Here is a 21,502-nt window from a genome sequence, read left to right as displayed (position 1 = left end):
GACGACGAGACTATCGGTTGTGACCGAACTTCCCGATTGGGCCAGACGGCTCGACCTCGCCCCGCACCCCGAGGGCGGGTGGTACCGAGAAACGTGGCGCAGCGAACTGACGGTGAGCCAGTCCTCGCTGCCGCCGGGCTACTCCGGGCCCCGCAGCGCCGGCACTGCGATCCTGTTCCTGCTGATGCCCGGCCAACAGTCGGCCTGGCACACCGTCCGCAGCGCCGAGCTGTGGTTCCACCATCGGGGCAGCCCGCTGATCCTCGAGATCGGTGCGGACCGGAACGCGGCGGGCACGCGCCTGCTGGGTCCGGACATCGAAGCCGGGCAGCACCCGCAACTGCTGGTGCCGCCCGGCCACTGGCAGCGCGCAAAGCCCCGCGACGACGAGCCCGCCCTGGTCAGTTGCGTGGTGGTGCCTGGCTTCGACTTCGCCGACTTCGCGCTCAGCCCTGCAGCGACGACAGATTGAAGCCGGCCCCGGTCGGATCGGCCACCGCGGCCAGCCGCCCGTATGGGGTGTCCTCGGCTCCGCGCACCACTGAACCACCGTTGGCGATTACCAGCTCGATCGTCTTGTCCACGTCGTCGGATCCGAAGAACGTGGTCCACGCCGACGGCGCGCCTTCGGGGATGAACGCGGAACCGTCCATCACACCGACCAACTCCTCACCATCGAATGATGCCGTGCTGTAACGGAACTCATCGGTATCCGACACGACCTGGGTGGTCCAGCCGAACACCGTCCGGTAGAAGTCCAGCGCCTTGGCGTAGTCGCTGGTGGTCAGCTGGTGATACACCGGTGCGCCGGCCTCGTTGAACAGGGCGAAGCCGTCGTGCCCGGCAGGCTGCCAGATACCGAAGAACCCGTTCGCGGTATCGGTCATCATCGCCATCCGACCCTTGGCCGGAATGTCCATCACGCCACCGCAATTGCTCCCGCCCGCAGCGATTGTCGCCGCCACCGTGGCATCGGCATCGGCGGTGTGCAGATAGGTGGTCCAGGCATCGGGTGCGTTCCACTGCGGATCGTTGCGCATCAGCCCGGCGACCACCTGACCGTCGACCGCCGCCGTGACATAGCCGCCGTACTCGGGGCCGCCGGTTTCGAACGTCCACCCGAACACCGCACCGTAGAACTGCTGGGCACGCTCAAGGTCGGACGTGGCCAGGTCGATCCAATTGGGGGCGCCCAGCGGGGCGCTCTGACGGGTAACCACGATATTTCTCCTTCACGGAATGGACAGTCGCTAGGTCTGACCACTGCCGCGCGGAAAACTCATCGCGGGTTCAACAGCTGAGTGTCTGATCCGGCCGACCTCGGTCGTCCAGCGTGATGGTGGTCGTCCCGCCACGCGACAGCTCGACCCGCACCGTCCTCGGACCCGTCCACTCGACTTCTTTGAGCCCGTCACGGTCGCCGTTGACGCAACCCAGATAATTCTCCCGCGACAGCAGACCGTTGTGGGTGTAAACGCGCAGCGACGTTATCGGGTCGATCGTGAACCCGCCGCCACTGAACACGGCCAGCTCCATGCTGTCGTCCGGTGAGGGGACCCGTTTCACCTCGCGCTCGTGCCCGCCGGCAAGCAACATCGCAAACCACGCCATGGCGCCCCACACCACTCCGATCACAACGATCAGCACCACGCCCAGCCATTTGAGCACCGGCTGACGAATTCCCAACCCCCAGGCGATGGCCAGGGCCGCGCAACCTGCGACGCCGAAGATCACCGGGTGGAGCAGAAACGGACGCAGCCGGTAGTAGTCGATCAGCAGAAACCCGGAAGCGACCAGACCGCAGAAGAATACGCCGACAATCGCTGATAACCCCGCGCCTACCCGCACGCAGCTACTGTACGCAGCTCACCGATAACGCTGCGCGACCTTGGCGCGGTGCTCGGCGGGCGAGCCGTAGAGCGAACGGTTGAGCGCTGCCCGCTTGAGGTAGACGTGCACCCCGCTCTCCCAGGTGTAGCCGATGCCGCCGTGCAACTGCATGGCCTTGCCGGCCACCTCGACAGCGGCCTCGGTCGTGTACGCCTTGGCCATGGAAACCGCGCGGGGATCGGGTGATGCAATGGCGGCCCCGACGAGCTGTCTGGCCACCGAGATCTGCACCAGCATGTCGGCGCAGGCGTGTTTGACGGCCTGGAACGAGCCGATCGGACGACCGAACTGTTGGCGAACCCCGGTGTAGGACACCGTGGTTTCGAGCATGGCCTCCGCGACACCGAGACTGTCGCAGGCCACCGCGAGCGCGGCCCGGTCGGTGAGTGCGTCCAAGCCGGCGTCGGGATCACCATCGAAATGCCAGACCGCGTCCTCGTCGACCTCGACACCCTCGGCCGTCACGGTGGCAAGCCTGCGGGTCTCGTCGAGCACCGGTTGCTCGGTGACCGCCAGCCCGGGTGAGTCCGCGGCCACGTCGACGAGCACCGCAACGCCATCGGCGTCACGGGCAGGCAGAAGCAGCCGCTGGGCTCCGGCAGCGTCCGGCACAAACGCGGCACTGCCGTGCATGCGCCAGCCCAGCCGGGTGGTGGCCAATTCGAAGGGCGCCGAATCGCCTGCTCCGGGCAGCGCGATCGCGGCCCGGATACTTCCGGACACCACCGCCTTGAGCAGTGCGTCACGTGATTCATTGGGGTGCACAATATTCAGGGCGCCGATGGCCAGCACGGCACCGCCCAGGTAACCGGTGGCCGCGGCGGCCCGGCCGAGCTCCTCGCAGATCACCGCGACCTCGGCGTACGTGGCGCCGGCACCACCGGCATCCTCGGGCGCATCCAGCCCGACCCAGCCTGCCGAGACCAGCAGTGGCCAGTCGATGGTGTCCTTGGCCAGCAGATCGGCTGCTACCGAACGCAGCTCGTCATGGATCTCAGAAAATTCGCTCATCACACCGCACTCGGTTCTCGAGGCAGGCCCAGACCGCGCTCACCGATGATGGTGCGCTGGATCTCGCTGGCGCCGCCGGGGATGGTCCATTCCCACGATCCGATGAAATCGAGCATCCAGGATCCCGACTCCCACCCGCTGGAAGCCGGTTTGGTCAGCACGGTGTGGGCGGCCAGGCCGCCGATCTCCGCACCGAAACCCGTCATCCGCTGCAACAATTCGCTGTAGTAGAGCTTCACGATCGAGGCGTCGGCCGGTCCGGCCTTCCCTGCTTCGGTGCGCTCCACCAGATCCCGGCACAGCCCGCGCAAGCCGGAGAGCTCGATCTCGAACTGCGCCAGCCGATCTGCCACCGCAGGGTCATCTGTCGGCGCAGCCTCCAGCAGCCACGTGAAACCTGCATTGCCGAGGCGTTCGGACAGTTCCAGCATGGTCATGCCACGTTCAGCACCGAGGGTGGCCTGGGCCACCTGCCAGCCCTTGTTCACCGGGCCGATCAGGTTGGCCGCGGGCACGGCCACGTCGTTGAGGAAGATCTCGCAGAAGTGCGAATCCCCCACGGCATTTCGGATCGGCCGCACGTCGATGCCGGGGGTGGTCATGTCCATCAGGAAGTAGGAGATACCGTGCCGCTTGGGTGCGTCCGGATCGGTGCGGGCCAGCAGCAGGCACCAGTCGGCGTGCATCGCGCCACTGGCCCACAGCTTCTGGCCGTTGACGATGAAGTTGTCGCCATCAGCTCTGGCCGTGGTGCGTAACGCCGCGAGATCGGATCCGGCTTCCGGCTCGGAGAAACCCTGAACCCAGATCTCGCCGTCGAGAATGGCAGGCAGGTGCCTCCTGCGCTGCGCGTCGGTGCCCGCGGCCAGCAGTGTGGAAGCGGCGTGGTGGATGCCGACGAACGCCAGCACCAGGCGGGGCGCATCGTGGGCGGCCAGTTCCTGGTACAGCACGATCTGTTGAGGCACGGACATACCGCCGCCCCATTCGGCAGGCCAGTGCGGCACAGCGTATCCGGCGGTGTGCAGCTCGGCGAACCAGGATTTCTGGAAGGACACGAATTCGTCGTCGCCGACGCCGGTCTGGTTGGGGCGCCAGTCCTTCGGGACGTGGAGTGCGCACCAGTCCTTTACTGTGGCGCGGAAATCATCGAGGTCGGTCATGACGAGAACAACCCGGTGAGTCCGCGCCGGCCGAGCCGGGCGGTGAGGGTATCGCGGGTCTTGGAGACCCCGAATGGCAAGCGGCGCAACGGCTGGCTGTAGCGCGACAGCCAGGACAGTACGGTCTCGTCGCAGAAGCCGACGGCTCCGTGCAGTTGGTGGCATACCCGGAACACCACCTCGGCCGCCTCGATCGTGGCCAGTCGCAGAGCCAGCGCGTCGTTGATGGCCTCGTCTGCGGGGTGGATGCCCAGGCTCCACAGTGCGTGTTTGGCCAGCATGTCGGCACCGCTGCGCTCCACTTCGGCGTCGGTCAGCTGGAACTGCACACTTTGGAAGGCTGAAAGCGGCTGACCGAACTGCTTGCGCAGACTGACATGCGCGATGGTCAGGTCGATGGCCCGATCCAGCATGCCGAGTAGCGTCCACGACGGCAGCACCAGGGCCAGGGCGACATCTGTGGTGCCCGCGTCGTCCAGCGCCGACAGTTCCAGTGCGGTGGCGAACGACGGACCTGACGCACCTGTCTTGGTCACGGTGCTGCGCCGACCATCCAATGTGACAGTGGCCCAACGGTTGTCCAAGCCCTGCAGCGCCGCCTCGGGCGCGTCGGGATCGACGATGACCAGGCCGTCGACGTCGAGGTTTGCCGGGCGCGAAAGCCGCTCGGCCACCGGATACGGCAGCGCCCAATAGCCCGCACTGCGGCACAAGGCAGCCGCGGCCTCCAACGAGTCCGCATCGCTGCGCGGCTCCAACTCGAAAGCGCCGAGGCTTTCCAGCACGGGGGTGGTCAGGTCGGCGCGGGTATCGGGTTTGGCGTCGGCCTGGGCCAGCAGCTGATCGCCGCCGGCGGCTTCGAATGCCTTGAGAGCCTGGCGGCCATATTCTTTGGCGTCATCACTGAGATCGAGAATCATCGCCGTCACGCCTTTCCGGCCAGCATGGTGCGCGACAGCAGGATGCGCTGCATCTCGATGCTGCCCGAGGACACCGTGGATGCCTGCGAGTACCGCCAGTGGTCCTCGACCTCGGCACGGAAGTATTCGATGCGGCTGTCCTCACCCCGCGGCAGTGCGGCCGCTATCTCCATGAGCACCTCGGCACTCTCCTGATCCAGCCTGGTGACCGCGATCCGATATGCCGCGGAGTCACCGGGATTCACCCGCCCGGTCGCCTGCATCGACACCACCCGGTAGGCCATCAGCCGGGCCCGGCGGCAGTGCGTGAGCATCCGGGTCCACCGGCCCCGCAGCTCGGCGGGCAGCTGTTCCCATTTGTCGCCGAGCACCTCAGGCGCGGCCTGCAGCAGCCGCTCACAACGCGCGTAGCGGGCGATACCGACGCGCTCGAAGGACACCACGTCCTGCACGATCGACCAGCCCTGATCCACGGTGCCCAACACATCGGCCTCGGTCACCTTGAGATCATCGAAGAACACCTCGTTCAGATGGTGCGGACCCATCATCGTGCGAATCGGGCGCACCGTGATCCCCGGGGAATCCATCGGCACCAGGAAGATCGTCATGCCCTGTTGCTTCTTCTCCCCCTTGGAGGTGCGAGCCAGCAGGAAGATCCACTGCGCCATGGTGGCGTACGAGGTCCAGATCTTCTGACCGTTGACCCGCCAGCCGTCGTCCTCCCGGCGGGCGAAGGTGCGCAGCGAGGCCAGATCGGAGCCGGCCTCTGGCTCGGAAAAGCCCTGGCACCAGATCACTTCACCATTGGCGATCGGCGGCAGGTGTCTGCGCTGCTGTTCTTCGCTGCCGTGCCGCATGATGATCGGCCCGACCCAGTTGACGCCCATGTACTGGGCCCCGCGTGGTTCGTGGTGCGCCCACATCTCCTCGCGCACCACGGTCTGTTCCCACACCGTGGCGTCGCCGCCGCCGAACTCCTTCGGCCACGACATGCACAGCAGATGCTGCTGCGCCAGCGTCCGGCAAAACTGCTGGGCCACCGCCAGATCGGCAGGGTCATCGGTGAACGCGCCGAGGAAGTCGGCGGGCACCTGGTCGGCGATCAGCTCCCGCAGCTCACCGCGCAGCGTGTCGGCCGCCTCACCAAAGTCGAAATCCACTCCTGGCCTTTCTATCGCGGACCGAGTTCAGCGAGCACCTCGGCGGTGTCCGCGCCCAGTTCCGGTGCATACCCGGCGATGTGTCCCGGGGTACGGGAGAACCACGTGGGCACTCCGGGCATGCGCACCCGGCCGTGCGGGGTGTCGACGGTTTCGAACAGTCCGACCGCGTTGAGATGCTCGTTGTCGAAGAGCTCATCCGGCGTGAGCATCGGAGCCGCCGGAATCTCCAACTCCGCGAACAGGTCCAGCCACTCCGCGGTGGTGCGCTCCTTCAGAGTGCCTGCCAGCAGCCCGTACACCGTGTCGATCTGGCGGGCGCGCTGCTCCAGCGTCGCGTATTCGTGGCTGTCCCAGGCCGGTTGCACCCGTTCGATGAACGCATTCCAGTGCTTGTCGTTGTAGATCAGCGCCGCGATGTGACCGTCCTTGGTCTCATACGGCCTGCGGTTCGGGGTGACCGCCCTGGGGTACACCGCAGGACTCAGCGGAGGGTCGAACATGGCGCCGTTGGCATGTTCGACCAGCATGAAGGAGGCCATGGTCTCGAACATGCTGACCTCCACCTCCTGGCCCTCGCCGGTGCGCTCGCGGTGAAACAGCGCCATCGTCGTCGCATACAGGGCGGTCAACCCGGCCACCTTGTCGGCCATGATCGTGCCGACGTAGGACGCCTCTCCGGTCAATTGCTGTTGCACCGCAGGCAATCCGCACTCGGCCTGAATGGTGTCGTCGTAGGCGGGCCGGTCGGCATCCGGGCCGCGGCGGCCGTACCCGTAGCAGTTGGTGTAGACGATGCCCGGGTTGATCGCGGCCACGTCGTCGTAGCCGAAGCCGAGCTTGCTGATGGCCTTGGCGCGCATCGAGTGGATGAACACGTCGGCGTCGGCGATCAACGCCCGCAGGTCCACCTTGCCCTGCTCCGACCGCAGATCCAGCACCACACTGCGCTTGCCACGGTTGACGTTGACGAACACCCCGCTCATGCCGGGGGCCGGCCCCACCGAGATGTATCGGGTGTTGTCGCCGGCCGGCGTCTCGACCTTGATCACGTCGGCACCCATGTCGGCCATGATCTGCGTGCAGTACGGCCCCATCACCATCGCGGTGAGGTCGACGACCCGAACCCCTTGCAATGGACCGGTGCTCATGATCGGGCTCCCTCTGCTGCGCGTCCGAAGCTGTAGCGAATGTGGTCGGCGTGCCCGTCGGGAACGACCGGGAAGATCACCGGTTCACCCAGGTCACGGATGCGGTCGATCTGCTCGCCGACCTCCTCGACGGTCCACGACGGCTGGTACACCCCCGGCGATTCGGCGACGACGGCCCGGGCTATCCGCCCGGCGATCGCCACGAAGAACTCGCCGGTGACCGAACACGTTTCGTGGGCCAGCCAGCCCACTGCGGGGGCCACGAGGTCCGCGCCCATCGGCGGGTAGGCCGAGGTATCCAGGCCCTCGGCCATTCGGGTCACCGCGCCCGGAACGATCGCATTGCACAACACACCTTCGGCGGCACCTTCCAGTGCCACCACGTTGCACAGCCCGAGGATCCCGGCCTTGGCCGCAGCGTAGTTGGCCACCTGATGGTTGCCATACAGCCCGCCGATCGACGAGGTCAGCACCACGCGGCCGTACCCGGCCTGGCACATGAGCGGAAAAGCCGGGCGCACAACGTGGAACGCACCGCGCAGGTGCACGTCGAGCACGGCTTCGAAATCGTCGTAGGTGAGTTCCTTCAGTGAGCCCCGGCGCACCGTGCCGGCGTTGTGGATCAGGATGTCGATGCGGCCGAAGCGCTCGATGGTCGCGTCGATGATGGCCTGACCGCCTTCAGCGGTGGCCACCGAAGCGGTGACGGCAATGGCTTCTCCACCGGCCGAGACGATTTCGTCGGCCACCTGCTGCGCCGGTGCGGTGTCGGCACCGTCTCCGGTGAGGCTGCCGCCGGGGTCGTTGACGACGACCTTCGCGCCCTTCGAGGCCAGGAGCAGGGCGTATTGGCGGCCCAGCCCCCGGCCGGCGCCGGTGATGACGGCGACGCGATCGTCGAATCTCAGAGTGCTCAAGCGAAGGGCTCCTCGCCCTCGAGCTTGGTCCGCTGCAGCAGCCGGCCTGACGTCGGGTCATACGGGGTGGCCCGGTGCATGGTTCCGGTGTTGTCCCAGATCACCAGGTCACCGACGGTCCATTTGTGCCGGTAGGTGAAGTCGGGTTGGGTGGCCCAATCCCGCAGCCGCACCAGCAGTTCGGCGCTTTTGCGGAAGTCGATCGGGCCGTCGGTGTCGACGATGTGTCGTGCGGTGGCACCCAGTACCAGTGACTTGCGACCGGACTGATGGGTCCAAACCAACGGCAGTTCCCGGTCACCGATCGCCATCATGCGGCGCAGGGTCTTTGCCGTGGGTTCCGGGTCGTAGTAGAACAGCGTGTTCCACGCCGAATGCATCACCCGCATGCCCTCGATCTCGGCCTTGTCCTCGTCGGACAGGTCGTCGTAGGCGGCATAGGTGTTGCAGAACTCGGTGTCGCCTTCCTCCGGGTTACCGAGCGCCACGCTCTGCAGCAGCGAGGCCAAGATCGGCACCTCGTTCATGGTGCCGTCGATGTGCCAGTACAGCGAGCCCTTGAGGTAGTCGGCCTGCTTGTTCACCTCAGTGTCGAGGGAGACTTTGTAGAGCTTCTCGCCTTGGTGCTCGGGAGCGAACGTGCCGAGAGTCTCGGTGAACGCGATCTGCTCGTCGTCGCTGAACCCGATCTGCGGGAACACCAGCACCCCGCGCTGCTCGAGCAGTTCCCGGATCCGCCCGGCATGTTCACCCGATAGCAGCGTGGCCTTGTCGGCAATGATCTCGGTTCCGATGCGGGGCTTGATGTCCCGGGTCTGCAGAGCTGTGGACGTGGTCATGAGGTGAGCTCTAATCCCTCGAGGTCGCCCTTGTCCCGCCAGTCGGCGATCAGCTCATCGAAGGCATAGAAACCTGGCGAGTAGAAATCACCCAGGAAGGCACCGTTGCGTTCCGCTCCACCGCGGCCCTCGTTGTTGTAGTAGCCGGGCGTGCACGACAGTTCGAACGCCGAATTGTCGATCGCCAGTTCGCGGACCGTCGCGACCCACGTGTCCTGGCCCTCCTGGCTGGGCTCGACCGTGGTGGCGCCCCGGTTCTGCGCCTCGGCGATGATGTAGGCGATGTGCTTGGCTTGCTGTTCAAACATCGCCGTGGTGTTGGCCGACACGCCGCCCTGGATGAAGCCCATGAAGAACTGGTTGGGGAATCCGCGGCTGGTCATCCCGTGCAGGGTCTTGTAGTCGTTCTGCCAGTAGTCGAACAGCGACAGTCCGTCGCGACCCACGATGCTCTCGATCGCGAACCGGCGGCTGATCTCGGTGGAGATCTCGAAGCCGCTCGCGAAAATGACGCAGTCGACCTCGTATTCGACGCCGTCGGCGACGATGCCCTTCTCGGTCAGCCGTTCCACACCCTTGGATGCCGAGACGTCGACGAGCGTCACGTTGGGGCGGTTGAACGTGGACAGATAGTGCTCACTGGATGTCGGTCGCTTGCACATGAAGCGGTAGTACGGCTTGAGCGCCTCGGCAGTACCGGGATCCTCGACGATCTCGGCGACCAGACGACGCAGCCGCTCCATGATCTTGAAGTCTTCCTCTTCCCGGAAGGCCATGATCTGCTCGATGGTCACTTCGGCGGGGTTCTCGCTGGCCGCGATCCGGGCGGTCAGGTTGCGCCCGAGCTCGGTCCAGAAGTCGCACACCAGGTCTGGTTCGCCGAACACCACACCGACGAACGGCGACCAGTTGTGGAAGTTGCGCTTGCGCTCCTCCTGCCAGCCCGGTTGCAGGGACGCCGCCCACGCCGGATCGGTGGGCGGGTTGGAGCGGGCATCGACCGACGACGGGGTCCGCTGGAAGACGAACAACTGCTCGGCGTCGCGGCCGAGGTGCGGCACCAACTGGATGCCCGTCGCACCGGTGCCGACCAGGGCGACGCGCTTGTCGGCCAGCTTGTGCAGGCCGCCGTCAGCGTCGCCGCCGGTGTAGTCGTAATCCCAGCGTGCGGAATGGAATACGTGTCCCGTGAAGTCCTTGATGCCGGGGACGCCCGGGAGCTTCGGCCGGTTGTAGGAGCCCTGCGCCATCACGACGAAGCGGGCCCGGATGTCGTCTCCCCGGTCGGTGCTGATCTGCCAGCGCTGCGTCGCGTCGTTCCACCGCATGTCCCGCACCTGGGTGGAGAACAGGGCACCGTCGTACAGGCCGAAGTGCTTGCCGATGTTGCGGCAGTGCTGGAAGATCTCGGCACCGTCGGCGAACTTCTTGCTCGGCATGAAGTCGAGTTCTTCGAGCAGCGGGATGTAGCAGTAGGCGTCGTTGTCGCACTGGATTCCCGGGAAGCGGTTCCAGTACCAGACCCCGCCGAAGTCGCCGGCCATCTCGATGACGCGGATACCCTCGACGCCCGCCTTCTTCAGGTACGCCCCGGCCAGCAGGCCCGCGAAGCCGCCACCGAGGATGACGACGTCGGAGTCCTCACTGACCGGATCCCGTTCGGCCACCGTTGTGTACGGGTCTACCTCGTAGAACTCGGCGAACTCGCCTTCCAGTTCCAGGTACTGGTCACCACCTTCGGGCCGCAGCCGCTTGGCCCGCTCGGCCGCGTACTTCTCCCGGATCGCGTCGATGTCGAAATCGGCGGGAGTGTCGGTGGGACCACACGTTGTTTCCGTCATGCGTTGGCCTTCTCGGGCAGCGCGGCGGCGTGCAGCGGGGCCGGCATATCGTGCACCGCGGGCAGCACCTCGGCGGCGAACAGCTTGGTGGACTCCATCGCCTTCTCGTACGGCATCGTGCCGAACTGCGGAACGATGGTGACCTCGCAGAACGAGCAGGCCTCCTGCGCGGCCTTGAGCTTCTCGAACACCGTCTCGGGGGTGCCGATCAGCAGGTTGGAGGCGTGGTATCCGGGCGGGCCGCCCTTCTTCTGGTTACCGACCTCCGAGGCGAGCACGGCAGTGGCGCTGGCCTCGCGGGCGGCGTAGGCCTCATAGCCCTTGACGCCCTTGAAGTTCGACGCATCGGCGAAGCCGTAGTGCACGTTGACGTCGCGGTTGGCGGTCCAGATCCACTCCTCGGTCTGGGCCACTTCGTCCTCGGAGCCCACGCAGTACATGAACATCACGTTCTTCGGCTGACAGGGCCCCAGGCCTTCTTCGGCGCGGAAGGTGTTGACCTTGCGCACCTCTTCGCCCGCGTCGGTGATCGGCTTGTTGCCGACGAACAGCGGAACCATGCCACGCCGGGACAGGATCTCCAGCGACTCGGCCGTCGAGGACGAGCTGTAGATGCGGTCGAACAGGTCGGTGCTGATCGGCTCGGGCCGCAGCGACATCTCCGGGAAGCTGAAGATCTTGCCCTCGTAGGAGAACCGCTCACCTGAGAACGCCAGTTTGAGGATGTCCAGTGTCTCGTTGAAGCGGTCGCGGCTCTCCTCACGCGGTACACCGACCGCGGCGAACTCACCCTTCGACACCCCGCGGCCCAGGCCGATCGTGGTGTAACGACCGTTGGACACGATGTCCAGGTAGGCGATCTGGGTGGCCAACCGGATCGGGTTCCACCACGGCACCACCGCCACGAAGGTGCCCAGGCTGACCCGCTCGGTGCGTCCGGCGAAATACGTCAGGGCCTGGATCGGGTTGGGCGTCATGCCGTATGGCGTGCCGTGGTGCTCGGGGAACCAGATCCCGTCGAAGCCGAGCGGCTCGGCCAGATCACCGAGGGCCAGCGCGGCTTGCACGCACTTGTAGTCCGGCGTGGCCGGCGGGGTGCTGAAGTCACCGGCGAGCACGCGCTCCCAGTCGTGGGAGTTCTGCGCCCCGGTACCCAAATTTACTTTCATTGCGTCTCCTTACTCGGCGATTTGGGTGCGTCTGGTAACGCTGGGCGTTACTGGATGCACCGAAATCACTGGATGTCTCGGGGTTCTCCGGTGCCCATGTACTTGGAAAGTTGGTAGTGCAGGTTGACCGTGCTGCGTTCGCGGTAGGGATTCGGCAGAGTTCCCGGGAAACCAGCCGACTTCATCCCCTGTTGCACCGCCGCCATGTTCGAGAAGTCCTGCGGCAGCACCGACAGCCAGTTCGGTGAGTCCTTCGGGGTGTAGGCCCACTCGGTCTGCGGCTCTTCACCTTTGGGGTACAGCTCGAAGACGGCGACCTCGAAGATGCACTTGTCCGGGTTATAGCTCGGATCAGGGCGTGCGCTGTAGCACAGCGCGCTGGTCAGGCCCTGGCCCACTTGGAAGTTCGGGAAGATCTGCCACGCCGTGCCGCTCTGCCCAAGGATGTCCGGCGGGATGGTCGGCCAGACCACGCCACGCGCCTCGTCATCGCGGCGGGCCGAGGCCAGCCAGTGCTGCAGCACCTCGTCGGCGGGGGTGCCCTCGGGCAGTTCGTCGACCAGTCGCTTGGCGGCGTTCACCAGCGTGTTCGTCGTCGTCGCGTTGGTCTCTTCCATGGTGTAGACCTGCATCTCGGCGGTGGAGATGCGCGGATCACCGGTCCCCAGACGGATCTTGGACTTGGTCTCGTCCATACCTTTGGGCGCGTCGTACCCGATGTTGCTGTGCTTGCCCTGCGCCTTCGCCCAGCCCTTGAACTCGCCGAACTGGTTGAACTCCGGGTGCGTGGTGAACACGTGGTAGGTCTCGTTGAAGGCCTCCATCGCGACCTTCCAGTTGCAGTCGAAGTACAACCACTTGCGCCACTTGTAGCGCATGTTCTCCAGCCCGAACGGGTCGAGGATCTTGGCTGCCGGGTACAGGTAGTCGACCAACGGCTCGCAGTGCGGGTCCATGTTGATGAACAGCCACCCGCCCCAGGTGTCCACCTGCACGGGCGCCAGATGCGTGTTGCGCGGAGTGAGCTTGCCCTGCCAGTCGTCCTGTTCCCGGATGTGGGTGCAGGCTCCGTCGAGGCCGTAGGTCCAGCCGTGGAATCCGCAGACCAAGGATTTCCGGGCCCGGCCGCTGGCGTTCTTGGCACCGTCGGGATTGTCGATGAGCTTGCGGCCGCGGTGCATGCAGACGTTGTGGTGCGCGGCGAATTCATTTGCGCCGGTTCGTACCACGATGATCGAGTCGTCGAGGATGTCGTAAGTGAGGTAACTACCGATCTCGGGAATCTCCTCGACCCGGCCTACCTGCTGCCACACCTTGCGCCACAGTCGATCCCGTTCCGCGCGTGCGTAGTCCGTCGAGATATAGGCCTCAACCGGGATGGTCGTCGGCGCAGACAGGTCCTCGGCGATGACTCCGGTCGAGTCGTCGGGTTCGGCGTCGACCTCCATCGCGGCGTCGAGATCAGATTCGGTGTGGGCCATTAGATCCTCCTGATGGCTTCGCGGAAGGATTCGTCTTTGAGGAACAGCGACGTGTTGTCACCGCCGAGATGGGTCCAGCGCAGATTGAGTCCGCCGTCGACCAGGATGGTCTGGCCGGTGATGTAGCTCGAAAGATCTGAGAGCAGAAACAGGATGGCCCCCGCCTGCTCCTCGGGAGTACCGCGCCGTCCCATCGCGATCGCCCGCTGGTCACGCTCGGGGTCGGCGTCGACATAGGTTGCCGAGGCGGCGGTTTCGGTAACGCCGGGTGCGACCGCATTGACGCGGATACCTTCGGCGGCAAGCTCTGCGGCCATGGTTCGGGTGGCCGCCACGATCGCGGCCTTCGCCGTGCCGTAGGCGACGTGATACGGCGCCGTGTTCATCCCGCTGATCGAGGACACCGACACGATCGAGCCCGGGTTGCCCTGGGCCCGGATTTCGGCGGCCACAGCCTGGCTCATGAAGAACATGGTTTCGAGATTCGCGGTGAACAATTCGCGCCAGTCGGCCCGTGACACCCGGGTGGCCGGCATCCAGGTGGACGGGGCCGCGCCGCCGGCGACATTGACCAGCCCGTACAGCGTCCCTTGTCCGTCAGATTGGAGCCGGCCCACCTTCTTCAGCACGGTGGCGATGCCCTCGTCCGTCGACGCGTCAGCCGCCACCGTCACCACGTTCAGACCCTTGTCCGCGAGCGGCGCGACGTGGGTGTCGAGGTTGTCCTGTGATCGGCTCACCGCCACGACCGTGGCCCCGGCCTCCGCCGCCATCCGCGTGACGGTGGTGCCGATGCCGCCACCACCGGCGCCCGACACGACCACGACCCGGCCGTCCAGGCTCAGGGAACTATCCATTCGCAACCCTTATCGGCTTAATTGTCCGGACAACATATTGCGATCTTCATATTGGAGAACACTATTCCCCAGCACTTATGCACCGTCAAGGGCCGATCTGAGCACCGAGGCGCCTATTGTCTGGACTACGAGGAGTTGCTAACGTCCGAGGTCATGAGCGCGCCATTGGTATCTGATGCGAGATATGCCGCAAACCCGACAGCCGCCGGGAGCTGGGCGTTGGAGCAGGTCACCGCCCCGAGCCGGTTGTTCGGCGCGAACGGCCTGCGCACGGGCCCGGACGGTCGCATCTACGTCGCCCAGGTGACCGGCAGCCAGATCAGCGCCCTCGACCTGAGTACCGGGCGCCTGGAAACCGTGAGCGCCAAGGGCGGCGACATCATCGCCCCCGACGACGTGGCATTCGACGCCGACGGCAACCTCTATGCCACCGAGGTGATGGACGGCCGGGTCAGCGTGCGCACGGCCGGTGGCACCACGCGCGTGTTGCGTGACGACGTCCCCTCGGCCAATGGCATCACCTTCCATCAGGGGCGCCTGTTCGTGGGCGAGTGCCGCGAAGGCGGCCGGCTCATGGAGTTCGACCTCGCCGGCGGCGCCCCGCGGATCCTGCTGGAGGACGTGCCCTCCCCCAACGCCATGGAGGTCGGCCCCGACGGGCTGCTCTACTTCCCGGTGATGGGCGCCAACGAGATCTGGCGCATTGACCCCAACGGCGGCGAGCCCCAGGTGGTGGCCGGCGGGCTCGGGGTACCGGACTCGGTCAAGTTCGATGCCGACGGCCACATCGTCTCCACCCAGGTGGCCAGTGGACAGGTGCTGCGCATCGACCCCCGCAGCGGCGAACAGACGCTGCTGGCCCAATTGAATCCCGGCCTGGACAACTGCACCTTTGTCGACGGTCGGTTGTTCGTCTCCAACTTCACCGGTGAGATCACCGAGATCTTGTCCAGCGGCGGCACTCATGCCCTGCTGCCGGGCGGGTTGAACTGGCCGCTGGATCTGACCGTCGGGGCCGACGGCGCGTTGTACGTGGCCGACGGCACCTACTTCTACCGGGTCGGTCCCGACGGCGCCCTGCAGACGGTCGCAATGCTGTTCTCGCCGGGCTACCCGGGCTTCCTGCGTGGGGTGATTTCCTCAGGCCCAGGCGAATTCATCGTCACCACTGCGGCCGACACCGTGGCACGGTTCCGCCCAGCGGGGGCCGAGGGCGAGGTCAGCCAGGTTCTCGCCAGTGGCATCGACCAACCCTATGGTGTCGCGTCGGCGCCCGACGGGTCCGTGCTGGTGGTCGAGCAAGGCGCCGGCCGGTTGCTCTCGGTGCATGACGGCTCCGTGACGGTGTTGGCTTCGGGGCTGGACACCCCGGTCGGTGTGGTGATCGGACCGGACGGGGCACCGTTGGTTTCGGTGGCCGGCGCCGTTCTCCGGGTGACCGGTGGGACGGCGCAGCCGCTGGTCGACGGATTACACACGCCACACGGCCTTCTCGTGCAGGACGGCGCGCTCTACATCGTCGACGCCGGCAGCAAAGAGGTTCTCGAGTACGACCTGGACAACGCTGCCCGCACCGTCATCGCCGCGGGACTGCCGGTCGGCCCGCCACCCGGGGTGACCCCCAAACCACTCAAGGGCATGCCCCCGTTCTCCGGTCCGCAGGGCCCGTTCGCCGGGATCGCCGCGGGACCCGATGGGACGCTCTACATCTCGGGTGACGGCGACGGCAGCGTGCTGGCGCTGCGCAGGGCCTGACGCGACCATGACTGTCACGCCGGCCGACCACCGTTACCTGCAGGTGGCACGCACCCTGCGCAAGGAGATCGTCGACGGGGTGTACCCGGTGGGCTCCCAACTGCCCACCGAACATGAACTCTGCGAGCGCTTCGAAGTCAGCCGCTACACCGTGCGCGAAGCCCTGCGGCGGCTACGTGACGACAACCTGGTCACCTCACGACCCCGGGCCGGAACCACCGTGGCACCGCGCGCCGCGGCGAATACCTATGCGCAGGACGTGGTCTCGATCAACGACCTGCTCGCATTCGCCACCGGCGCCCAGTTCACCATCGAGTCCAATGCCATGGTCACGATCGACGGCGAGTTGGCCCAGCGCACCGGCCTCCCGCTCGGCGAACAGTGGCTGGCGGTGCGCGGCTACCGGCAGGCCGACGACGATGCCGCACCGGTGTGCCGGACCGAGTACTACATCAACCGAAGCTTCGCCGCCGTCGGCCGGCTGCTGCAACGGCACTCCGGGCCGATCTTCCCGCTGATCGAGGATCTGTTCGGGGTCAGCATCGTCGAGGTGCACCAGGAGATCTCAGCGATCGTCACCTCGCCGGAACTCGCCGCGGGCCTCAAGGTCGCCGCCGGCACCGCCGCCCTGCAGATGCAACGTACGTACACCACCTCCGACGGAGAGATCGCCCAGGTCACGGTCAACACCCACCCGTCGGACCGCTTCCGGCACGCCATGACCATGCGCCGGGTCAAGGGCTGAGGCGGGTGCGAACTTCCGTGCGATGGGACGAGGAACGCGCGGCCGACGCCTACGACCGCGGGCTGTGGGTGTCCACCACCCTGGCCGACGCCCTGGCCGATGCGGCGCGTGACAACCCCGACCGGGTGCTGCTGGTCGATGGGGAAACCAGGCTGACCGCCCACGAATTACACCGCCGGGCACAGGCTCTGGCGCTGCAGCTGGCGGCGTGGATGCCGACCGGCAGCGTGGTGTCGTTCATGCTGCCCAATTGGCACGAGGCCGCGACCATCTACCTGGGCGCCACGCTGGCCGGCATGGTGGTGAACCCGATCCTGCCGTCACTTCGGGACCGCGAACTGCGCTTCATCCTCGACGACGCGCAGAGCCGGGCGGTCTTCATCCCCGCCCAGTTCGGCAAACACGACTACGCGGCAATGCTGACCCGGGTGTGCAGCCAGATGGACACCCCGCCGGAAGTGGTGGTGTTGCGCGGTGATCCGGGGCCGCACCGCGCATTCGACGCGCTGGCAACCGCGCCGGATCGCGAACTTCCCGCGCTCGACCCCGATGACATCCGCATGATCATGTACACCTCGGGAACCACAGGTCGGCCCAAAGGCGTACTTCACAGCCACAACTCGATCAACGCGCTGATCATGCAGCTGCGCGAGCACTGGATGATCGACCCAGGGGACACCTTCCTGGTGCCCTCCCCCATCGCGCACATCGGCGGCTCCATCTACGCCTTCGAATGCCCGCTGCTGCTGGGCAGCACCGCCGTACTGATGCACCGCTGGAATGCCGATGACGGTGTGGCACTGATGACCGAACATCAGTGCACCCACATGGCCGGGGCCACACCGTTTCTGGAACAACTGCTGGGAGCCGCCGAACGGGCCGGCACCCGGCTGCCCGATCTCAAGGTGTTCATCTGCGGTGGCGCCTCGGTACCGCCGTCACTGATCCGGCGGGCCACGCACTACTTCGACCGGGCTGCCGTCAGCCGCGTGTACGGTTCGACCGAGGTCCCGGTCACCACCGTCGGCTCACTGGCCCCGGGAAGCGTCGAGCACGCCGCCGAGACCGACGGCCGCCCAGGGATCGCCGAGGTCCGGCTCGTCTCCGGCGAGATCAGGGCCCGCGGTCCCCAGATGCTGAGGGGCTACCTGCACCCCGAGGATGAGATCGAATCCTTCGACGAGAACGGATTTTTCCGCACGGGGGACCTCGGCCGTTGGGTGGACGGCAACCACCTGCAGATAACCGGACGGGCCAAAGACCTCATCATCCGCAACGGCGAGAACATCTCCCCCAAGGAAGTCGAAGACATCCTGGTTGGTGAACTCGGCATCACCGAGGCAGCCGTCGTCGGCCTGCCCGATGAACGCACCGGCGAACGCGCCTGCGCGGTGCTGGTGACCGCCGACGGGCAACGCCCCGACGTGGCCGACGTGGGTCGGGTGCTGACCGAACACGGGCTGGCGCGGTTCAAAACACCCGAGCGCGTCGAGATCTGGGATGAACTGCCGAAGAACGACGCGGGCAAAGTGTTGAAGCATCAGATCCGAGCGACGCTGAAGGGGCACGACTAATGCAGGTTGCGATCGTCACCGGGGCCAGCAGCGGCATCGGATTCGGCTGTGCCACCACGCTCGCGGCGGCGGGCATGACCGTGCTCGGCACCGGACGCGATGAGGAACGGCTGGCCGAACTCGAACGGGTCGCCCCGGATCGGATTGCGACACTGGCCGTCGACCTGACCGCCGATGACGCCCCACGACGAATCGTCGACGCCGCGCTGTCCCGCTGGGGCCGCATCGACTTTCTGATCAACAACGCCGGAGTCGGCAGCCCCAAGCCCCTGCACGAGACCGACGACGAAACCCTGGACCACTTCCTGGGCATCATGCTGCGCGCACCATTCCGGTTGGCCCGCGACGTCATCCCGCATCTGGAACCTGGTTCGGCCATCATCAACATCACCTCCACGTTCGCCGTCGTCGGCGGCCTGCGCGGCGGGGCGTATTCGGCGGCCAAGGGCGGACTGACGGCGCTGACCACACACATCGCCTGCCAGTACGGTGCCCGGGGCATCCGCTGTAACGCGGTGGCCCCCGGTGTCACCGTCACCCCCATGGTCGAACAACGCCTCAACGATCCCGGCTTCCGCAAGATGCAGACCGAGATGACACCGCACACCCGACTGGGCCGGGTCGAGGACATCGCGTCCACCGTCGCGTTCCTGTGCTCCGACGGCGGCAGCTTCATCAACGGGCAGACCATCGTCGTCGACGGTGGCTGGAGCTCGACGAAATACCTTTCGGAGTTCGCGCTTCATTCTGAATGGATTGCTCCATGAACGTTTTCGCGGTGCTCGATCAAGCCGCCGACCGGTTCTGTGACCGGGGCGCGGTGTTCCTGGGCGAACGTCAAGTCCATACCTGGGCGGAGTTGCGCGACCGGGTACTGCGACTGGCCACCTCATTGAAGGCCCTCGGTGATCGCGGCACCCGCATCGCCGTCGCCAGCGAGAACCGGCCCGAAATCGTCGAGCTGATGTTCGCCATCTGGGCGGCCGAATGCGTGTTCGTGCCGATCAACTACAAGCTGCATCCTCGTGAGATGGCCGACATCCTCGACGATTCCGGTGCGGCGCAGGTGTTCGCGTCGGTCAAGATCGGCGAAGGCCTGGCATCGGCGGCCGGGGTACCCGTCGAAACCATCGGTGACCAGACCTATTCGGCCCGGTTCGATGCGGCGCCCGCGGCCCCGCCGTCGACCGATCCCGCCGCCCTGGCCTGGCTGTTCTACACCAGCGGCACCACCGGAAAGTCCAAGGGCGCCATGCTGTCCCATCGCAACCTGATGGCGATGACACTGGCGCACCTGGCCGATTTCGATGATCCGGACGAGAACTGCAGCCTGATCCACGGCGCTCCGATGTCACACGGTTCCGGCCTGTACATCCCGCCGTACGTGCTGCGCGGCGCCCGCCAGGTGATACCGGAATCCTCGGCGTTCGAGCCCGACGAGTTCCTGGACCTGTGCGGCCACCACCCGGACAGCAGCGCCTTCCTGGCGCCGACCATGGTGCAACGCCTGGTCCAGACCGGCCGGTCCAGACCGGCGAACCTAAAAACCGTTGTGTACGGCGGCGGCCCGATGTACGTCGACAGCTTGAAGAAGGCGCTGACTGCCTACGGCCCGATCTTCGTGCAGCTCTACGGGCAGGGCGAGGCACCGATGACGATCACCGGGCTGCGCCGCGCCGATCACGTCGGCGCCGACGACGCGACGCTGGGCTCGGTCGGGTATCCCCGCTCCGGCGTCGAGGTCGCCGTGCTGAACGACGGCGGCACGCAAGCCGCCGTCGGGGAGATCGGCGAGATCGTCTGCCGCGGCGACGTCGTCATGTCGGGCTACTGGAACAACCCGACCGCCACCGCCGCCACCCTCAAAGACGGCTGGCTGCACACCGGCGACATGGGTTCCTTCGATGCGCGCGGCTACCTCACCCTGCGTGACCGGTCCAAGGATGTGGTGATCAGCGGGGGCAGCAACATCTATCCCCGCGAGGTGGAAGAGGCGCTGCTCGAACATCCCGGCGTGGTCGAGGCCGGCGTAGTCGGTGCGCCCGATGCCGACTGGGGCGAGGTGGTGGTGGCGTTCGTCGTCGGCGAGGTGTCCCCCGCCGATCTCGATGCTCATCTGTTGGAACGCATCGCCCGGTTCAAACGCCCCAAGCGCTACGAGTTCATCGACGCACTACCGAAGAACAGCTACGGCAAGGTGCTCAAACGCGAACTGCGGGATCGGTTGACACGGTGACGTTTCGGTCCCCCCACGTTGAACTCAGACCTGAATCTGCCCACCGTCGACAGCCAGCTCCGCCCCGGTAATGAAGCTGCTCTGGTCCGAGGCCAAGAACAGCACCGCCGCGGCGATTTCGTCGGGCTGGCCCACCCGCTTCACCGGCAACTGAGCCGCCCAACCGTCCAGCAGATCCTGCGTCTGGTCAGCGGGTGCCAGGCCCGTGAGTCCGGGAGTCTCGACCGGGCCGGGAACGATGGTGTTGACGCGGATCTTGCGGTCAGCCAGTTCGGCGGCCCAGGTGCGGCCCAGGGAGCGGATGGCGGCCTTCGACGCGGCGTACAGCCCGAATGCCGGGATGCCCTTGGCGGCGGCGGTGGATCCGGCCAGCACCACCGAGGCGCCTTCATTGAGCAGCGGGAGCGTCTTCTGCACGGTGAACACCGTGCCGGCCACGTTGCGGTCGAAGTTGTCGCTGTAGTGCTGCGGCGTCACCTCGGCGAGAGTGGCGAAATCGCCGCCGCCGGCGTTGGCGAAGACAACGTCGAGACCCTGGCCGCGCTTGGCGATCTCAGCGGCGAGGGCGTCGAGTTCTTCCGGCTTGCTGATGTCGCTCTGCACGCCGTGCGCGCCGATCGACGCCGCAGCCTCGTCGAGGCGGGTGCGGTCGCGTCCGGTGATGAAGACATACGCGCCTTCATCGGCGAGCCGCTTGGCCGTCGCCAGACCGATGCCCGAGGTTCCACCGGTGACCAGTGCCGTCTTGCCGTCGAGTTGTCCCATGATCAAGCTCCGTTCGTGTGGTTCGTGC

At 66.3% G+C, this 21,502-nt stretch carries 20 protein-coding genes; 6 read left to right on the top strand and 14 right to left on the bottom strand.

Translation table 11 applies throughout. From position 1 onward, the window contains the following. The first annotated feature begins 19 nt into the window (after nt 1–19). Nucleotides 20–472 (top strand): cupin domain-containing protein, encoded by a 453-nt coding sequence (locus AC4LGL_RS02725; protein ID WP_491837498.1) that lies wholly within the window; start codon nt 20–22, stop codon nt 470–472. Here the strand turns inward: AC4LGL_RS02725 and AC4LGL_RS02720 are convergent. The 13 genes from AC4LGL_RS02720 to AC4LGL_RS02660 form a co-directional block, all read right to left on the bottom strand. Beyond that, nucleotides 447–1,220, bottom strand: a complete 774-nt coding sequence (locus AC4LGL_RS02720) for a VOC family protein (protein WP_491837497.1) — start codon at nt 1,218–1,220, stop codon at nt 447–449. The genes AC4LGL_RS02725 and AC4LGL_RS02720 overlap by 26 nt on opposite strands. A 70-nt stretch (nt 1,221–1,290) precedes the next feature. Further along, nucleotides 1,291–1,848 (bottom strand): hypothetical protein, encoded by a 558-nt coding sequence (locus tag AC4LGL_RS02715; protein WP_491837496.1) that lies wholly within the window; start codon nt 1,846–1,848, stop codon nt 1,291–1,293. An 18-nt stretch (nt 1,849–1,866) separates the two neighbouring features. Further along, nucleotides 1,867–2,901 carry an acyl-CoA dehydrogenase family protein gene (locus AC4LGL_RS02710; protein ID WP_491837495.1) on the bottom strand — a complete coding sequence of 345 codons (1,035 nt, stop codon included), beginning with the start codon at nt 2,899–2,901 and terminating at the stop codon, nt 1,867–1,869. Beyond that, nucleotides 2,901–4,064, bottom strand: a complete 1,164-nt coding sequence (locus AC4LGL_RS02705) for an acyl-CoA dehydrogenase family protein (RefSeq protein WP_491837494.1) — start codon at nt 4,062–4,064, stop codon at nt 2,901–2,903. Before AC4LGL_RS02705 ends, AC4LGL_RS02710 begins: the two co-directional genes overlap by 1 nt. Beyond that, complete coding sequence (locus AC4LGL_RS02700; protein ID WP_491837564.1) at nt 4,061–4,984, bottom strand: acyl-CoA dehydrogenase family protein; 924 nt, start codon at nt 4,982–4,984, stop codon at nt 4,061–4,063. The genes AC4LGL_RS02705 and AC4LGL_RS02700 overlap by 4 nt, the downstream gene beginning before the upstream one ends. A gap of 5 nt (nt 4,985–4,989) precedes the next feature. Next, nucleotides 4,990–6,144, bottom strand: a complete 1,155-nt coding sequence (locus AC4LGL_RS02695) for an acyl-CoA dehydrogenase family protein (protein ID WP_491837493.1) — start codon at nt 6,142–6,144, stop codon at nt 4,990–4,992. Nucleotides 6,145–6,155: 11 nt separating this feature from the next. Next, nucleotides 6,156–7,295, bottom strand: coding sequence for a CaiB/BaiF CoA transferase family protein (locus tag AC4LGL_RS02690; RefSeq protein ID WP_491837492.1), 1,140 nt, complete (start codon nt 7,293–7,295; stop codon nt 6,156–6,158). Then, nucleotides 7,292–8,212, bottom strand: a complete 921-nt coding sequence (locus AC4LGL_RS02685) for an SDR family NAD(P)-dependent oxidoreductase (protein WP_491837491.1) — start codon at nt 8,210–8,212, stop codon at nt 7,292–7,294. Before AC4LGL_RS02685 ends, AC4LGL_RS02690 begins: the two co-directional genes overlap by 4 nt. Beyond that, the gene (locus AC4LGL_RS02680; protein WP_491837490.1) at nt 8,209–9,051 is read right to left on the bottom strand and encodes a TauD/TfdA dioxygenase family protein; all 843 of its coding nucleotides are present in this window, start codon (nt 9,049–9,051) and stop codon (nt 8,209–8,211) included. Before AC4LGL_RS02680 ends, AC4LGL_RS02685 begins: the two co-directional genes overlap by 4 nt. Then, complete coding sequence (locus AC4LGL_RS02675; RefSeq protein ID WP_491837489.1) at nt 9,048–10,892, bottom strand: flavin-containing monooxygenase; 1,845 nt, start codon at nt 10,890–10,892, stop codon at nt 9,048–9,050. Before AC4LGL_RS02675 ends, AC4LGL_RS02680 begins: the two co-directional genes overlap by 4 nt. Then, nucleotides 10,889–12,061 carry an LLM class flavin-dependent oxidoreductase gene (locus tag AC4LGL_RS02670; RefSeq protein ID WP_055117395.1) on the bottom strand — a complete coding sequence of 391 codons (1,173 nt, stop codon included), beginning with the start codon at nt 12,059–12,061 and terminating at the stop codon, nt 10,889–10,891. Before AC4LGL_RS02670 ends, AC4LGL_RS02675 begins: the two co-directional genes overlap by 4 nt. Before the next feature lie 65 nt (nt 12,062–12,126). Beyond that, complete coding sequence (locus AC4LGL_RS02665; protein WP_491837488.1) at nt 12,127–13,542, bottom strand: aromatic ring-hydroxylating oxygenase subunit alpha; 1,416 nt, start codon at nt 13,540–13,542, stop codon at nt 12,127–12,129. Further along, a complete protein-coding gene (locus AC4LGL_RS02660) occupies nt 13,542–14,399 on the bottom strand; it encodes an SDR family NAD(P)-dependent oxidoreductase (RefSeq protein ID WP_491837487.1) in 858 nt (285 codons plus the stop codon). The genes AC4LGL_RS02665 and AC4LGL_RS02660 overlap by 1 nt, the downstream gene beginning before the upstream one ends. 153 nt (nt 14,400–14,552) lie before the next feature. Here AC4LGL_RS02660 and AC4LGL_RS02655 point away from each other — a divergent pair, with 153 nt between their 5' ends. From AC4LGL_RS02655 to AC4LGL_RS02635, 5 genes are read left to right on the top strand one after another with little or no spacing between them, the layout of a single operon-like run. After that, nucleotides 14,553–16,154, top strand: coding sequence for an SMP-30/gluconolactonase/LRE family protein (locus AC4LGL_RS02655; RefSeq protein WP_491837486.1), 1,602 nt, complete (start codon nt 14,553–14,555; stop codon nt 16,152–16,154). Between the two features lie 7 nt (nt 16,155–16,161). Continuing rightward, nucleotides 16,162–16,899 carry a GntR family transcriptional regulator gene (locus tag AC4LGL_RS02650; RefSeq protein WP_491837485.1) on the top strand — a complete coding sequence of 246 codons (738 nt, stop codon included), beginning with the start codon at nt 16,162–16,164 and terminating at the stop codon, nt 16,897–16,899. A gap of 17 nt (nt 16,900–16,916) precedes the next feature. Continuing rightward, on the top strand, nt 16,917–18,473 hold the full coding sequence (locus tag AC4LGL_RS02645; protein WP_491837563.1) for an AMP-binding protein: 1,557 nt from the start codon (nt 16,917–16,919) through the stop codon (nt 18,471–18,473). Further along, a complete protein-coding gene (locus AC4LGL_RS02640) occupies nt 18,473–19,240 on the top strand; it encodes an SDR family NAD(P)-dependent oxidoreductase (RefSeq protein WP_491837484.1) in 768 nt (255 codons plus the stop codon). Before AC4LGL_RS02645 ends, AC4LGL_RS02640 begins: the two co-directional genes overlap by 1 nt. Beyond that, nucleotides 19,237–20,709, top strand: a complete 1,473-nt coding sequence (locus AC4LGL_RS02635) for an AMP-binding protein (RefSeq protein ID WP_491837483.1) — start codon at nt 19,237–19,239, stop codon at nt 20,707–20,709. Before AC4LGL_RS02640 ends, AC4LGL_RS02635 begins: the two co-directional genes overlap by 4 nt. Nucleotides 20,710–20,733: 24 nt before the next feature. Here the strand turns inward: AC4LGL_RS02635 and AC4LGL_RS02630 are convergent, their stop codons facing one another. Then, nucleotides 20,734–21,474 (bottom strand): SDR family NAD(P)-dependent oxidoreductase, encoded by a 741-nt coding sequence (locus AC4LGL_RS02630; RefSeq protein ID WP_491837482.1) that lies wholly within the window; start codon nt 21,472–21,474, stop codon nt 20,734–20,736. Between the last annotated feature and the right edge of the window lie 28 nt (nt 21,475–21,502).

This window comes from Mycolicibacterium arcueilense, from assembly GCF_058536225.1.
The sequence above is the reverse complement of the archived record's forward strand: the minus strand, read 5'-3'. Positions and strand labels throughout refer to the sequence as shown.